Origin of the sequence: Clostridium magnum DSM 2767 (assembly GCF_001623875.1) — a bacterium.
GTDB lineage: Bacteria > Bacillota > Clostridia > Clostridiales > Clostridiaceae > Clostridium_AM > Clostridium_AM magnum.
The window spans coordinates 1-14,868 of record NZ_LWAE01000013.1 but is presented as its reverse complement, the minus strand read 5'-3'; the positions used below and the strand labels follow the sequence as shown (position 1 = coordinate 14,868).

Sequence of the window (14,868 nt, the reverse complement as noted above, 5' to 3'; positions counted from 1 at the left end):
GCATATGCTATTAGTATTCACAAAAGACAATGAAGCCAATATCCAGAAGTAATTATGCCTGTCCATTATCGGAATTACAAAATACTTTCAAGATGTCTTTGTTATACAGAAATAACCAGGGCAAAAAGTATGTTAGCTCTTGTTGGACAGATGAAAGCATATGATAACAAATGATGGGGTAGTGCAACGCAATACTAGGCTAAGAAGTATTATATAACTCCTGCTAATATTTAATAGGAGATTAATAAAGGATTAAAGGGATATAGACCTATTTTGGCTTATATCCCTTGCTTTATATTTGTAATACAACAATGTTTGATTTTAGACTGAACTTACTATGTGATTTTAATAATAGTTGTTTAACAGGGGGATACTATGTCTTAATAATATAATGTTTTCTTTATTAACTAAAAACTATATAATATGTCTGAGTAAAATAATATCATTCAATTAATTATAATGTGATGCTTAAGATTTAAACTTATAATACCCAAATTCTATTTAAATATGTATTGCAATTACATGATAATTGGTATAATAAGAAAAAGAGGTGAACAATGAATGAAGATATCTGATGAATTAATGAATGAAGCTGTACAAAAAATAGATGATAATTTTAAAAATAAGTATGATGAATTAGTCACTGATAAAGAAAATTATGATACTTTTATTAGAACTGTAAAATACGAATTACTTAAAAAAATAAATATAAATAGTAAAGCAGAATTTAACATAGATAAACATCTAAGCACTACAATACAAAACAGAAAAAAGACTAAAAAGAGATGGTTTAAAAATGAATCTACCAGTAACTCTCTATTACAAAATAATATTCAAAAGCAGGCAGAAAAGATGTTCAGGGATGATATAGATTCATTTAAACAGATTTATAAGGTAAACTCCATAGAAGAGTTTAAATCTGATATAGCGAATTTACAAAATAAAAAATATGAGAAAACACTGGATTGGCTAAAAGATGATGAGGAATTTTTAATAAAATATGAGTATTTGAAGAATAAAAAAACCTGGCAAATACAACAGGCTTTTCAAACAGATATAGCTATCATTATATTAAGTTACTTGAAAAATAACTTGAGCTCCAATGATACAATGGCAATGCCTATGGTTATGAGTGACATTCCTGTAGACCTTGGAGGCCGAAGAAAGGTATCATTAGATGACTTGGCTTGCGTTACAACCTTGGATAACAACAAAGAAGAAGTTTATTACCACGACATAGAAGAATATAAAGATTTGCAAATAAATACCTACATAGGGCTAGATTATGTCCAAAAATACTGTTTGAACAAAGCTTTCAAACATTTTAATGCTACTGATAAGAAGATATTTGGATTTATTTTATCTAAAAGACCTGCTGAGTTCTTTGAAACTAGACAAATAGTTGTTGAAATTGGTGATATAGTAGCTGCTGTATTTGAAACTGACGGTTCCAAAAACTATGACACTGTTAGAGAAAGTATTGCTAAGATGGCAAACATAAAAATGCAGTTCACTGTTAAAGGACTAAGCGGCTTTGTTTCTAGAATCTTTACTGAAGTTTTCTTTACTGAAAGAGTAGTAGGTGGGAAAACTTCAGTTACCACTGCTACTATCTTTGTAAGTGATATTATAGTTAAGCAGCTCATGGAGCAGCAGACTATGTACATATATGGAGATAAGATTAATGAAATTGGTCCAGAAGCTTTTTCTCTTGTTTGTGCCCTTCAAGGCAGAAGAATGAAGCTATACGGAGAAGGTAAAAACGTAATAGATGATGTACTGCCTTACTCATTTTTTCAAATCAGATTCAGAATGAGTGATAAGAGAAAAAAAAGAAACTTGCCAATAATAAAAGCATTGTTAGAAGAAGTTAGAGATAAAAACATTATAATTAAGCAGTGTCAACAGGTTGCAGATGATTTTCATGTTACCTATTATCCTTTAAGTGCTAAAGAAATTGCTAACTTTGATGCACATGAAGAACATTTATATCTGATACCAGCAGAAGGATAAACCTCATTGTTTGAGGTTTTCTTTTTTTATAAATAGACAAACTAACCCCTAATTCAACAGTTAAAAACACAAAAAACTTTGCCACTTGTCCGAAATCTCCCGTACTGAATGGCACTTGTCCTAAAATCTCCGTACCAAGTGGTACTTATCCAAACTAGTTCCGTACTGTGTGGCACTTGTCTAAAAAAGTCCGTACTGAATGGTCTGAACCAAAAAAACTTAACAAATTAAAAAAAAACTTTTATGTAACATATGGTAGCATTTCGTTGAAAAAGCGACCAGTTGTCTAAAAATGTACCGTTCTAAGTGGCAGTTGTCTGAAAATCTCCGTACTGAATGGCACTTGTCCGTAATTATCCGTACTGAGTGGTCTGAAAAACTAAGATTTTTGTGATTTTTTAAGATAAAGCAAAATCTGGAAAGTGAAAAACATAGCAAAATAGCCAACTGTGTCCACTTGTCCGAAATTTCCCGTACTGAGTGGCACTCTTCTCCATGCCTTGATTTAACTCAGCTGAAAATCAGTTGTCCAGAAATCTCCGTACCAAGTGGCCTATTAGACAAACGATAAGAAATATATTATAAATATCATAGCGGTTAAATTGAAGAGGAGGTGTAATGACATGAGTAATAACATAAATAGACTTGTATTCAATGTTGGAAAGAAGATGCTGCGCTATATAACAGAGCCTATTGCTACAAAAAAAGTAGAATATGTTACTGTTAATCAATGTAGTGGGGAAAACTGCATATTTTTTAATGCAGATGATTCCTATTCAAAGCTATACTGCAGTAAGTTCTGTCCTAAAACTCGTGTTATTATGCCAATAGTAAAGCCATTATTAAGGGTTTCTCCTGTAAAAAAAACTTTACTTAAACTAATTAATCCAAAAGGTATATACACTGCAAAACCATGTTTGAAGATTCGTGCCTTTATAGCTCAAAAACAAATTTCAGAAAGACAATACCTAAGACTATCAGCTACACAGATTAAACAAGTGCTAGCTCTATTTTCCCACGCCAATAGTGGAGGTATTATAAAAAGCATTAGCAAGAGTGACATTGCCAGTGCTATTAATTGTACTGAAAAAACTATAGAGAATAATAATAGAGTATTATCTAAACTTGGTATAATATCTATATCAAAATCTATAGTTGAAGATGGTAAACTATGTATTATTATAAATAATTATAGAGATCAATACAAGGAATCCGGCAGCGGTTATTACGTTATGTCTGGAGAAATGTTCTCTACATTAGTTCAGATTGAAAATGTAAACGCTCTAAGACTAGCTATTCATTCACTTATTAAAGATGATATGAATAGTGTTGTCAATAATGTTACCAAGTTCTCCAGAAAAGAATTGAAAAACATATTACCTTCCCATGCTAATACATATACCTCAATAAAGAATATAATCGGCACCTTTGTATCTGATGTTAAAACTAATGTTTTTAACTGGAAAGATGAAACAGAATATTTTATCGTAAATATAGACAGAGCTTATGATGGAAAGGTGATAAAGAAGGATCTTTCAGTTAAGTTTGAAAATGACTTTATGAAAGCAATCTCAGAAAATTATTCTGCTGATGAAAATATAAATGAAGAAAGTTTAAAGGAGAAATTCTCTAGGGATATAAAAGATCTGGTATCCATGAGTTTTGAATATGGCTTTGATGTAGTTAAGAAGGTTGCACTGCAAGCTTTATCTATCAAAGATGATATCAAGACCTTTGGAGCCTATGTCCGTAAGTTAATATCCACCTTACCACAGCAAGGAAAAATTGACCTTACCTAAAAGGTCTTTTTGCCTTGCCTTTTTTTATACCTATTATTATTTTTTCAGTAATATCATCAAATTTAATAGAGATTTTAAATTTTTTTGTAGAATAAAATTTTTTTAACTTTCTTTTGTAACCATCAAGAAAAAAATAATCCACAATTAGAAATATTTAATTATAATTAGTAAAAAAACAGTTATAAATAGTAAATTTAGACTTAACAAAAAACAAAAAAAGAGTAACTAATTCGTATAAAAGATACACATAATTACATAAAGCTTACACATTTTTAAGATTTTTATGTGGGCAAAGAAAATGTTGATTTTCACTAATCTCGTAGTGGATTGATATTACTGGACTTGAATGCTATAAGGGTTACGCTAAGCTCTGTTCCTTTAATTGCTGCTTTCCTAATTGCTGGAGATTAAGATTTGAAATTTAAAGGGACTTCTCACCCCTTCTCCTCTATTCTATTCTCTTCTCTTTTTTTATTATTATGATTATACTCTCAAAAATAGAACAAGAAATTATGCTTTTATAAAATCAATTTTAAAGAGGGGTAAGTAGCAGAGTTATACGAGGTCATCATATTGTTATAAAATAGCCCTAATACAGTCTCACAGTTGCTATTAAGTTTTAACATGCTATTAAGTACTCCTAGAATCTTAAGTCTACAATATACTCAAAGTGCGCATTATTATGATAAAATAATAGATGGGTGATGCGAATGGCTAGTTGGAAGAATGCATGGCTTGAGCTTGAAAACAGCGTGAAAGGTTCTGCCGAAAAACTTTCTGACAAAAAGGGTATGGTTAAAGAAAAACAGATAGTTAATGAGATGATTAATCTGATGAAATATATTGCTGAAAGAAATAATATTCCAATGAGCGATATAGTAGTACCTAAAGAAAAGAAAGAAACCGTTACTGCAAACAAAGCAGTAGTAAAAAAGGATACGTCTAGTACCAGAAAGAAGAAACGGACATATCGAAAGAAGCGTAAATCAATAATAGATAAGGCTCTAGATTTCCTGGGTTTAGATTAATAAAAAAAGGATGCAACTACAATTAACAGTATTTGCATCCATTATCTATCCTAAACTAGAAAGAGTACACCTATCTTCTAAAGTGTGTGGTGAATTGCATTAAAGCCTTTATTTCCAATACTTACAACTGTTTTTTGAACTAAAAAAATGGTATAATTATCATAGGTGGTGATACTATGGAAAAAGGCTTTAAGTTTAGGTTAAAACCCAATAAAGAACAAGAAATATTCTTAAATAAAATGTTTGGATGTACTAGATTTATTTATAATTATTTCTTAGCCTTAAAAAAAGAACATTATAATACATACAAAGAACAGTTAAGCTATAAAGAATGTTCAGCTATGTTGCCTAACCTTAAAGAACAGTATCCATGGCTTAAAGAAGCTGATGCTGTAGCAGTACAACAAACTCTTAAAAAACTTGAGATTACTTATAAAAACTTTTTTAAAGGTAGTGGTTTTCCAAAGTTTAAAAGTAAACATAACTATTTTCAAAGTTATAAAACCACCTACAGTCATAATAATATTGAGATAAAAGGTAATCATATAAAACTTCCTAAGGTTGGTTTAGTGAAGTTTATTAACCATAGAGAAATTCAAGGTAAAATAGTTAATGCCACTTTAAGCAGAACTAATACTGGTAAATACTTTGTTAGTATTTGTTGTAATGTAGATATTGAACCTATGCCAAAGCTTACTCAATCAGTGGGCATAGATGTAGGCGTAAAGTGCTTCGCAACCCTTTCAAATGGTGAAGAAGTGACTAATCCTAAATTTCTAAGCAAATACCTTAACAGAATTAAGGATCTACAAAGACAGTTATCCTATAAGACTAAGGGCAGTATTAACTATCATAAAGTAAGAATAAAACTGGCAAAACTACATGAAAAGGTTGCTAACTGTAGATTTGACTTTTTGCAAAAGCTTTCAACTAGACTTATACGTGAAAACCAAACTATAAGTGTAGAAGGGCTTAACATAAAGTCAATGATGGAAAACAATGATTTATCCCAAAGTATAAGTGACGTTTCTTGGAGTAAGTTTTTTACCATGATTGAGTATAAAGCTAACTGGTATGGGCGTACCTTTAATAAGGTAGATACCTATTTCCCAAGTAGTCAGCTATGCTCTGTTTGTGGTGCAATAAACAAAGAGGTTAAATCCCTTTCTGTTAGGGAGTGGGTTTGTGCTAAGTGCAACACTACTCATCAAAGGGACTTTAATGCTAGTGTAAATATAAATAATGAAGGATTAAGATTATCCTTAACATAGAAAGCGGTTGGGACAACCGTTACCCTTGTGGCTTTTTAGCCCTATAGGAAGCTCCCGCGTCTACAAGCGGTGAGTAGTTCACTTCTAAGCATATATAAACTCAATCCTATCATTCTTATGTATTGAATCCTTTAAGAATCCTATTTCCTGTAGCTCTATCGTTGCTATTATCATTAATATTCTAAAAGCAGCATTTTTACTTTTGATTATCTGATCCTGTAAAGAATTTATATTTAACTTACCAGGCTTGGACTCCTTTAAATATAGATAAAGATTTTTTGCAACAGGATGCTCCAGTTTAGAATATATGATATCCTCACATTCTATTTCCTTAAAATTTATTACATCTTGTCCAATCATTTGACCTATCATGTTTACCCCTCCCTAAAATATCAACTTCTATTTATAGTATTGACCAAAGGACAAGCTTTATACCGTTAATGTAAAAATTTTTATATATTTTTTTAAAGGGCAATTTGCAATATTACAAAAGAAAACAAAAAAATTTTCTACTTATCAGGGATTCTATGAAAGAACCTTATTTAGAATTAGTTTTTGATATGTTTTAGCCTGCTACTAAGTCTAATGAGCATGTTTATAAATCACATCAATACCCTACTAATAGCGTGATGTTAGCATGGTATTGCCATGGTGTTGACAGGGTGTAATTTATTATAAAAGTGTCCAGAAAGTTATTTTACTATATACTGAGATTCTACGTCAGTACTTTATAAACCACCCTCAAAGCATTGATAAATATACGTTCCTTCAAAATTCAGCTTTCACCCATTGGGTGAAAGAAAAATGCTCAAAAATGTGTTGAATTATCAGCTTTTATGAGTCGATATATGGTACAATAATAGTAACAAAAGCAGAAAAAGGGGTTTAAATTATGATTAATAAAATTGATTTCACAGCTAAGAATCTAACATCAAATGCAGGTCTTTTTCTTCTCCTTGAGAACGCAAAAAGTAATGAGATTTTTGATCTAGTTGAAAATGACCTCGTATTTGATAATGACTCCACAAATAAAATCAAGATGAATCATATAAAGACGATGATCTGTGGTCACTTTATTGGTATAGACAAGCTAGAACGTCTAAAGCTCCTTCAAAATGATCCACTCGTTAATGAATTTGATATTTCCGTAAAAGAACCTGAAACAGTGTCACGGTTTTTAGGAAACTTCACCTTTAAGACAACACAAATGTTTAGAGACATTAATTTTAAAGTCTTTAAAAAACTGCTCACTAAAAGTAAATTGACATCCATTACGATTGATATTGATAGTAGTGTAATCAACGTAGAAGGTCATCAAGAAGGTGCATCAAAAGGATATAATCCCAAGAAACTAGGAACCCGATGCTACAATATCCAGTTTGCATTTTGCGACGAATTAAAAGCCTACGTCACCGGATTTGTAAGAAGTGGCAATACTTACACAGCTAACGGTGCATCTGAAATGATCAAAGAAATAGTAGCCAACATCAAAACAGATGATTTAGAGATTTTATTTCGAATGGATAGTGGCTACTTTGATGAAAAAATTATTGAAACGATAGAATCTCTTGGTTGCAAATATTTAATTAAAGCCAAAAGTTATTCTACGCTTGCATCCCAAGCAACGAATTCATCGGTTGTATTCGTTAAAGGTGAAGAAGGCAGAGAAACTACAGAACTGTTTACAAAATTAGATAACTGGGAGAAAGACAGAAGGTTTGTTGTGTCTCGCGTACTGAAACCAGAAAAAGAAAGAGCACAAATATCACTTTTAGAAGGCTCTGAGTACGAATACTTTTTCTTTGTGACAAACACTACATTGCTTTCTGAAAAAGTAGTTATATCCTATGAAAAACGTGGCAATGCTGAGAACTATATTAAAGAAGCCAAATACGACATGGCGGTGGGTCATCTTTTACTTAAATCATTTTGGGCAAATGAAGCGGTGTTTCAAATGATGATGCTTTCATATAACCTGTTTTTGTTGTTCAAGATTGATTCCTTAGAGCCTTCAGAATACAGACAGCAAATAAAGACCTTTCGTTTGAAGTATGTATTTCTTGCAGCCAAAATCATTAAAACCGCAAGAACTGTAATTATGAATTTGTCAGAAAACTATCCGTACAAGGAAGTGTATGAAAAATGTCTGGTATAATAAAGATATCATCTTGAAAATCGAGTGTTGCTCTGTGGATAACTTGCAGGGTTTAATAAGTATCTTTACTCCAAAGTTGCAATCAATAATTTATTGAAAAAGATTGAAAGGTGGTGGTAAATAATGTTACAATGTGGGAGTATCAGTTTAAATTTTTCTTGAAATAGTGTTCTTTTAAGCTAATAAAAAATGCACGTGGAATTTAGGTACAAGATTCAAATATGTACGATTTTAAAAAATATCTAGATGACTATTTAAATGATATGATATTAAAAGATGGTAAATTAAGGTTCAACCACGACTTTTGTGAAACCACCTAATAACTGTAAAAACATATCAGGAAATAGTACGACTATTTTCCAGTAATATGGAGTCCAAATATTTGTAACATATCATATGTTTTGTTAATAATGAAAAGTAAACATATATAGCATTTTACTGCCAAATGTAATATTTATAGTATCCTTGAGTTAAGATGTATACACTGCTATATGTCCAAATTCAGGCACATTCGGAACATATTCTTAATCTAAAGTTATCAATGTTACGGTAGCCATAACCCCTACGCTTAATATTTTTAAGTTTATGATTTCTACCTTCAGTTGGACCATTGCTTATAAAAAAATAATAATAGTTGAGTATATATTCTCTCCAGTTATTTAGAGTTTTACAAAATGATTGTAATTCTGGTATTTCACTTTCAGCTACAAGAGCTGTGAAATAGTCGATATAAACACTTGCTTCATCTATGTTTGTTATATGAAAAAATGTTCTAAACTCTTCTTTTAACTCATAACAAGTGCGAAGCATTGGGTATTCACTGCAAACTTGCTCCAAGAGTTTTTCTTCTTCTGCTTTTAAATCCTCATGATTTTTTAAAAAGGCCCAGCGTATACCAAATACTTTCTTTTTATCGCCATCTTCCTTACGGATTTTATTTTGGATGTGTTTCCTTGCCTTATCTACTGCTACATGGAAGGCCTGAGATATATGAAATCTATCAGTAACCAGAGCAGCATTAGGAAAGCACTCTAATACTGCTGCCGCATAAGTTTTACTCATATCCAAGGATACAGCTAAAACACTTTCACGTTGTTCCTTAGTAAAATTCTTTGTAATGTATTTAACAACACTTTCTTTTGTTCTGCCGTCAATTAGTGCTGCTACATCACCAGTTTCATGATTGTATATCACTGTATAATATACGTGTCCTTTAGATTTTGCAATATCATCAATGCCGAGGAAAATAAAAGGTCCCATTTCCTTTGTATCTATCTTAATTTTTGCATAATGATTGAATATGCGCTGTACCTTATTATCGCTAAATCCAAGTAATTCAGCCACATTCTTTATAGTGTTTTTGCACGTAAGTTTAAAGATAAACTCTTCAAATGGTATAGTATGAGGCTGGTATTTTCTTATGAACGAAAATGCTTCATCAAATGGATGATTAAAATCACATTCACATATATATCTACGAATCTTTAGATGTAGTATAGTTGTTTTATCACATATGGGCAAATGCTCATATAATTGAATTCTATAATCATGAACTTTATATGTTGTTTTATTGCATTTAGGACAACTAACTGAATGAGTCTTTGATTCTGCATGAATTTCAACTATTCCATTATTTACATTTACAAATATTACCTTAATATCTTGCAATCCTATTAGATTTTCTATAAAATTAAAGTCTAAAGGCATTCGATACTCACTCCTTATTTTGATTTTTCGTGCAAGATAATCATAAAGGAAGTATCGGATGCTTTTCAACTTTTTGACAATACATTGGTAATACAATTAATGGTTATCCTTATTAATCACAAAGGTCGTGGTTGAACCTAAATTAATTGATGATTCCTCAATGATTGCTATAGAAATAAATTAGACTTAGGGTGATAATTATGTTGAATTTAATAAAAATACTCTAACCTTATACGGTATTAATGGTTACAATAATATAATCGAAAGTGTAATAAAAGCTTTAAATGCTTATGATTATTATTTTGACATAAAATTAATTCTAACAGAAGCTTTATTAAATGCTTTTGAGCATGGGAATAATAGCGATAAAAATAAACCTATAAGTTTATTTTACAACTTTGATGGCAAATACTTAAATTTTAAAATAACTAGTTCTGAAAAAACTTTGCCAAAGATTAATATACCTGAATCTGTAAGCAATGAAGATTTACTAAAAGAACATGGCAGAGGACTTTTTCTTATAAAATCTTTATCTGATAAAGTAGAATTCAAAGGTAACTCATTGCTTATCCAAAAAAGCATTTTAGATAATACAAATACGGAGGTCTCTATATGAAAAAAAGTTTAGAAAAAAAATTGATTTCACTAATTCTTATTGCATTTTTAATCCCTATAATACCACTTGAAATTCATATTCTTATGTTTACTTCAGACTCATATAAAAGCTATAATTTATCGATATTAATTATACTAATTGTATTAGCAGCAATATATATTACTTTTTCCTGTATATTTGTTAAACATAAAATTATTAATCCGATAAAGCAACTTGAAACATCAATGACAAAAGCAGGCAATGGAGATTTTACTGTAAAAACAAATATTAAAACTGGTGACGAACTTGAAACTTTAAGTAAATACTTTAATAATATGATAAAAGATCAAGATCATATAGTTAAAAACATAAGAAACTTTTCTGAAACTTTAACTGCAGAATCTGAGGAAATATCTGCATCTAGTGAAGAAATTAGTTCTGCAACTGAAGAAGTAGCTGCACATATTGAAGAGGTTGCCCAAAGCTGTGAAAAACAAAATGGCTTAATTGTACAAACTTCAGAAGTTCTAGTTCAGCTTTCTAGTTTAGTTCAAATTGCTCAAAATAAAGCTTCAACTGCTAAAAACAATTCAAATACCACTATGAATGCTGCTAATAACGGAAGAACTCAGATTGAAAAAACATTGAATGCTATAAACAATATAAGCCAAACCTCTGCTGAAGCTGAAAATATTATGCATACTCTAGACGATCTTTCAAATAAAGTAAGTGGAATAATAACAACAATAAATGATATATCAGAGCAAACAAATTTACTTGCTTTAAATGCCGCAATAGAAGCCGCAAGAGCTGGTGAACATGGCAAAGGCTTTTCCGTAGTTGCTGATGAAGTTAGAAACCTTTCGGAACAAACAAGCAATGGTGCTAATGAAATATCTAAATTAATAACTGAAATGACTACTTTAACAAGAAAAGCTGTTGAATCCATGACTTCTAATAAAAAAGCAGTCGAAAATGGTGTATCTGTAGCTACAGATACCGATAAATCTTTTGTGAATATAATTTCTTCAGTAAATCAATTGTAAGTGATGTTAATGAAATAGTTGATGTAACTAAAGATGAAGTTGCAAGTTCAGAACAGATAGTAAAGTTAATAGATTCAGTTGCAAGCATTACAGAAAAGAATACTGCAAGCAGTGAACAAGTTGCTGCTGCATCAGAAGAACAAGCATCTGCTATTCAAAATGTTGCCGCTAGTTCAGAACATACAAGTGAAACTGCAATCGACATGAATAAATTAATTGAAAAATACAATGTTTAGAAGGTGATAATAATGAAAAACATTACAATACCAGAGAATTTTTCTGTTGAGGAAGCTTCTGAATATAGAAAAAAACTTAATGAATTAATTGAAAATGGTGAAAAAGACTTTACATTAGATTTTAGTAATTGTACTTTTATCGATAGTACTGGATTGGGTGTCCTAGTTGGCGTTTATAAAAAGTGCAATGAACTTAATGGAAATTTTGTGGTTCAATCAATAACAAACCCTCAAGTTTTAAAGATATTTAAACTCACAAGACTAATAAAGTCTTCAATATTGCGAAGTAGCAATGCTTCGTCACATAAACCAATAGGGGTTTGGGCTTTTAGCCCATGTGATTCTTGAACTAGATAAAAGTATTATCTTAAATAGTCCTATAAATCTAAGGTTCAAAAATTGTAAAATACTAAGAAATTTCAATAACTCGCTGAAAAAATTCTCAGACAATTGAAATATCTAAGTATTTTACAATTTTTGAGCCAAGATTTATTAGGGTATATATGTTAATGGAATTCCTATAGGCAGTAAAAAACTAGATAAGGATAAATGTAATGGAGATCAGTTAGAATTACCCATACCTAAGGATATGCAGATATCCAATTATATGGATATACAAATTGCATTTGATCTTGAACAGCCAAATTTAAATTGTCAGTTTAGGCAGGAGGAAATGCCCTGGGCTATTGTGACAGGGGATTCATATATCTATATACCTAATAATAAAGTGGATTTTTACAAATTCGATAACTATCCTCAACCGTTTATTTCAGACAAACAAGTTAATAACATAGGAATTGTAGTACCAGAAAATCTATCAGAAAAAGAGCTGGAAGGAATAAGCAGAATCTTTTCATATATGGGCAATGATATGGAATACAATAACGGAGAGTTAACGGTTATAGAAGAGAAAAATTTCTCAAGTAAGTATCATAATATGAATCTTATAGTATATGGTACTCCTCAGAGAAATAAGGTTATAAAGGAATTAAACTCTAAGTTGTGGTTTAAATATAATAAGAATTATAGCTCCTTTGAAGGAAGTGAAAAATTATATTTAACAGAACCCTATGCTTCAAATATAGCATCTTTTCAGTTTGATGTATCGCCATATAATAAAGGCAGGGCTATTTTAGTTTTAACGTCACCAAAGGATGACATACTTTTAAAATCATTGATGTTTTTATCCACAACAAAATATAGTTCAAAACTTTCAGGAGACTCTGTTTTAATAGATACCTATGGTAATATAAGAACTTTAAGTTTAAAAAGGAAGATAATAAATCTTTAAAGGATAAGTTTAATATTATAGAGACAAATACTAAAGTTTTTCTTGGCTTCATAGGGCTGTTCTTATATTTAGTGCCACTGCGGTAGTTTTATATTACTTTAAAAATAAGAGATTTAAATAAATATAGATAAAAAATTCATAAATTGACATATTCACTTAGCTAAGGTATTGAGTTTACTGAACAATAGTTAATGAATATGTAAAGCTTTGAAGTTGGATATCTATATATAGGGTTACACACCTACAACTTAACTTATACACATGTTAAAACCTTGTGGTTTCAATGCTTTGATTATATGAATAAATTAAGTTTAGACTAAGTAACCCTATATAGGGTTCAACGATTTAAATTTAACTTATACTAGGAAACTTCTAGCATATGCTAACGAACGAATCTTATCAAAGTCATTGTTGAGTTCGTCAAATAGCAACTTAATATCAGATATTAACTCAAAAATAGAACTTCTAGAAGAAGGTCTAAATAATTTAGCCTTTAGATAGTTCCAGATATTCTCCTGAGGATTCATGTTGGGGGAATACCTAGGTAGTATATGACTGTTAGTTTTCCTTTGTTATCAAAGAAAAAACTTTGCATTTCATAGCTTGTGTGAAATTTAGCATTATCCATGAATAGTACTACTTTTTTACCTTCATTAATTTCTATTAGATTTTCTATGTGAGCTTTTACTTCTTTTGAAGTTATAGAGTGTTCGGAAGAATATAAGTCATTGACAGTATGGAAATTATTTAAAATTGAAGTAGAGCCTATGATATTAACACCATCATGCGAAGCATTTTTTCAAGAACAGGGGGATTTCCTACAGGACTCCAAAAGAGACGGTTGTCCGATTCAACACAAACTTTAGTTTCATCTAAAGCATAGACAACTACCTCAGATGAACTCTAAAGTGTCTAGTGTTTCTAAAGTTTTTTTTAAAAGCTTCCTGTTCATCTTTGTCAGCTTTCGTAGGCTTTGGTTGAGCTCTTTTGTAAGATAGTCTATTAGCAATAAGAGTTACCCTTATTGTTTCACCTGATACTTTTATTCCATATGTTTTTTCAATATAAGAGATAAAAGTTGGCAAGACCAATTATGGCATGTGAATTCAAAATCGGCAGGTGACTTATTTGTAGCCACATAAATAAGATCATCAACCATCTCTGGTTCTAATTTACTTTCAGAACCGCCACGGTTATCTTTTATGGATTCTATGCCATGAGCATTCCATTCTTTAATATGCTTAACAATGGAAGTCTTGCTTAACCTGGTAGCCTCAATAATGTCAGTATTCGACTGTCCGAAGTATCGCATTGTTACTACAGCCAGTGCTAATCTTGAATATTTGCTATCTGTGTTATTCTTTAGATCAACTAAATCTTCAATTTTATATCCATGTAATGTTTCTATGCTGAATGACTTTCTTCCCATAATCAAAACTCCTTTCTCCGTACATTTAGTTTTTGGAGAAGAATTTTAATTATTCGGTATAAGTTAAGTTATGACCCTTGAACCCTATATACACACCCCCACCAGAAAGTAGACTTCCACGCAGGTATATGTTTCCAAAGCTGAAGGCACATATAAAACTTTTTAATCAATCTTATATTTAGAAATCTTAGGACTTCTGATATGTTTGAGGTACGAGTTTATCAGATGTTCTTAGATTTTCAAAATACTAAGCTTTAGAGTGATAAAAAGTTTTTATAGTGCTGAAGCTTGGAAACAT

Annotated in this window: 14 protein-coding genes; 9 read left to right on the top strand and 5 right to left on the bottom strand. The window is 30.8% G+C overall.

Annotated elements, in window-relative coordinates:
* The first annotated feature begins 561 nt into the window (after positions 1-561).
* From CLMAG_RS27465 to tnpB, 4 genes are all read left to right on the top strand, one after another.
* Entirely contained in the window at positions 562-2,013 is a 1,452-nt protein-coding gene (locus tag CLMAG_RS27465; protein ID WP_066630344.1) for a hypothetical protein, read from the top strand.
* 623 nt (positions 2,014-2,636) lie between these two features.
* On the top strand, positions 2,637-3,812 hold the full coding sequence (locus CLMAG_RS27460; protein WP_066630343.1) for a hypothetical protein: 1,176 nt from the start codon (positions 2,637-2,639) through the stop codon (positions 3,810-3,812).
* A 710-nt stretch (positions 3,813-4,522) separates the two neighbouring features.
* Positions 4,523-4,840, top strand: coding sequence for a hypothetical protein (locus CLMAG_RS27455; RefSeq protein WP_066630341.1), 318 nt, complete (start codon positions 4,523-4,525; stop codon positions 4,838-4,840).
* A 176-nt stretch (positions 4,841-5,016) separates the two neighbouring features.
* Positions 5,017-6,111: an IS200/IS605 family element RNA-guided endonuclease TnpB gene (gene tnpB, locus CLMAG_RS27450; protein WP_066630339.1), complete on the top strand. Its 1,095-nt coding sequence runs from the start codon at positions 5,017-5,019 to the stop codon at positions 6,109-6,111.
* Between the two features lie 84 nt (positions 6,112-6,195).
* Here the strand turns inward: tnpB and CLMAG_RS27445 are convergent, their stop codons facing one another.
* Complete coding sequence (locus CLMAG_RS27445; RefSeq protein WP_066630336.1) at positions 6,196-6,483, bottom strand: hypothetical protein; 288 nt, start codon at positions 6,481-6,483, stop codon at positions 6,196-6,198.
* Between the two features lie 520 nt (positions 6,484-7,003).
* On the opposite strand from CLMAG_RS27445, the gene CLMAG_RS27440 reads away from it, so the two are divergent.
* Entirely contained in the window at positions 7,004-8,266 is a 1,263-nt protein-coding gene (locus CLMAG_RS27440; protein ID WP_066627177.1) for an IS1380-like element ISEnca1 family transposase, read from the top strand.
* Positions 8,267-8,767: 501 nt separating this feature from the next.
* On the opposite strand, the gene CLMAG_RS27435 is transcribed toward CLMAG_RS27440, so the two are convergent.
* Complete coding sequence (locus CLMAG_RS27435; protein WP_066627175.1) at positions 8,768-9,973, bottom strand: ISL3 family transposase; 1,206 nt, start codon at positions 9,971-9,973, stop codon at positions 8,768-8,770.
* Between the two features lie 238 nt (positions 9,974-10,211).
* Between CLMAG_RS27435 and CLMAG_RS27430 the strand changes: the two genes are divergently transcribed.
* From CLMAG_RS27430 to CLMAG_RS27415, 4 genes are all read left to right on the top strand, one after another.
* Positions 10,212-10,589 carry an ATP-binding protein gene (locus CLMAG_RS27430; protein ID WP_066630333.1) on the top strand — a complete coding sequence of 126 codons (378 nt, stop codon included), beginning with the start codon at positions 10,212-10,214 and terminating at the stop codon, positions 10,587-10,589.
* Positions 10,586-11,614 (top strand): methyl-accepting chemotaxis protein, encoded by a 1,029-nt coding sequence (locus CLMAG_RS27425; RefSeq protein WP_066630331.1) that lies wholly within the window; start codon positions 10,586-10,588, stop codon positions 11,612-11,614. The genes CLMAG_RS27430 and CLMAG_RS27425 overlap by 4 nt, the downstream gene beginning before the upstream one ends.
* A gap of 248 nt (positions 11,615-11,862) precedes the next feature.
* Positions 11,863-12,198, top strand: coding sequence for an STAS domain-containing protein (locus tag CLMAG_RS27420; RefSeq protein ID WP_066630329.1), 336 nt, complete (start codon positions 11,863-11,865; stop codon positions 12,196-12,198).
* Positions 12,199-12,349: 151 nt separating this feature from the next.
* A complete protein-coding gene (locus tag CLMAG_RS27415) occupies positions 12,350-13,141 on the top strand; it encodes a cellulose biosynthesis cyclic di-GMP-binding regulatory protein BcsB (RefSeq protein WP_082832120.1) in 792 nt (263 codons plus the stop codon).
* Positions 13,142-13,664: 523 nt separating this feature from the next.
* Here CLMAG_RS27415 and CLMAG_RS35125 read toward each other — a convergent pair.
* The 3 genes from CLMAG_RS35125 to CLMAG_RS32060 all read right to left on the bottom strand — a co-directional run bounded on the left by CLMAG_RS35125 (position 13,665) and on the right by CLMAG_RS32060 (position 14,570).
* Entirely contained in the window at positions 13,665-13,895 is a 231-nt protein-coding gene (locus tag CLMAG_RS35125) for a transposase (RefSeq protein ID WP_423231100.1), read from the bottom strand.
* A 133-nt stretch (positions 13,896-14,028) separates the two neighbouring features.
* Positions 14,029-14,226, bottom strand: coding sequence for a helix-turn-helix domain-containing protein (locus CLMAG_RS35120; RefSeq protein WP_161487042.1), 198 nt, complete (start codon positions 14,224-14,226; stop codon positions 14,029-14,031).
* Positions 14,184-14,570 carry a helix-turn-helix domain-containing protein gene (locus tag CLMAG_RS32060; protein ID WP_153041009.1) on the bottom strand — a complete coding sequence of 129 codons (387 nt, stop codon included), beginning with the start codon at positions 14,568-14,570 and terminating at the stop codon, positions 14,184-14,186. The genes CLMAG_RS35120 and CLMAG_RS32060 overlap by 43 nt, the downstream gene beginning before the upstream one ends.
* Positions 14,571-14,868: the final 298 nt, after the last annotated feature.

Bases quoted from the DNA above. Each gene is read 5' to 3' on its own strand.
- tnpB (WP_066630339.1), top strand. From the start codon at position 5,017: ATGGAAAAAGGCTTTAAGTTTAGGTTAAAACCCAATAAAGAACAAGAA.
- CLMAG_RS27465 (WP_066630344.1), top strand. From the start codon at position 562: ATGAAGATATCTGATGAATTAATGAATGAAGCTGTACAAAAAATAGAT.
- CLMAG_RS27460 (WP_066630343.1), top strand. From the start codon at position 2,637: ATGAGTAATAACATAAATAGACTTGTATTCAATGTTGGAAAGAAGATG.
- CLMAG_RS32060 (WP_153041009.1), bottom strand. From the start codon at position 14,570: ATGGGAAGAAAGTCATTCAGCATAGAAACATTACATGGATATAAAATT.
- CLMAG_RS27420 (WP_066630329.1), top strand. From the start codon at position 11,863: ATGAAAAACATTACAATACCAGAGAATTTTTCTGTTGAGGAAGCTTCT.
- CLMAG_RS27425 (WP_066630331.1), top strand. From the start codon at position 10,586: ATGAAAAAAAGTTTAGAAAAAAAATTGATTTCACTAATTCTTATTGCA.
- CLMAG_RS27435 (WP_066627175.1), bottom strand. From the start codon at position 9,973: ATGCCTTTAGACTTTAATTTTATAGAAAATCTAATAGGATTGCAAGAT.
- CLMAG_RS27440 (WP_066627177.1), top strand. From the start codon at position 7,004: ATGATTAATAAAATTGATTTCACAGCTAAGAATCTAACATCAAATGCA.
- CLMAG_RS27445 (WP_066630336.1), bottom strand. From the start codon at position 6,483: ATGATAGGTCAAATGATTGGACAAGATGTAATAAATTTTAAGGAAATA.
- CLMAG_RS27455 (WP_066630341.1), top strand. From the start codon at position 4,523: ATGGCTAGTTGGAAGAATGCATGGCTTGAGCTTGAAAACAGCGTGAAA.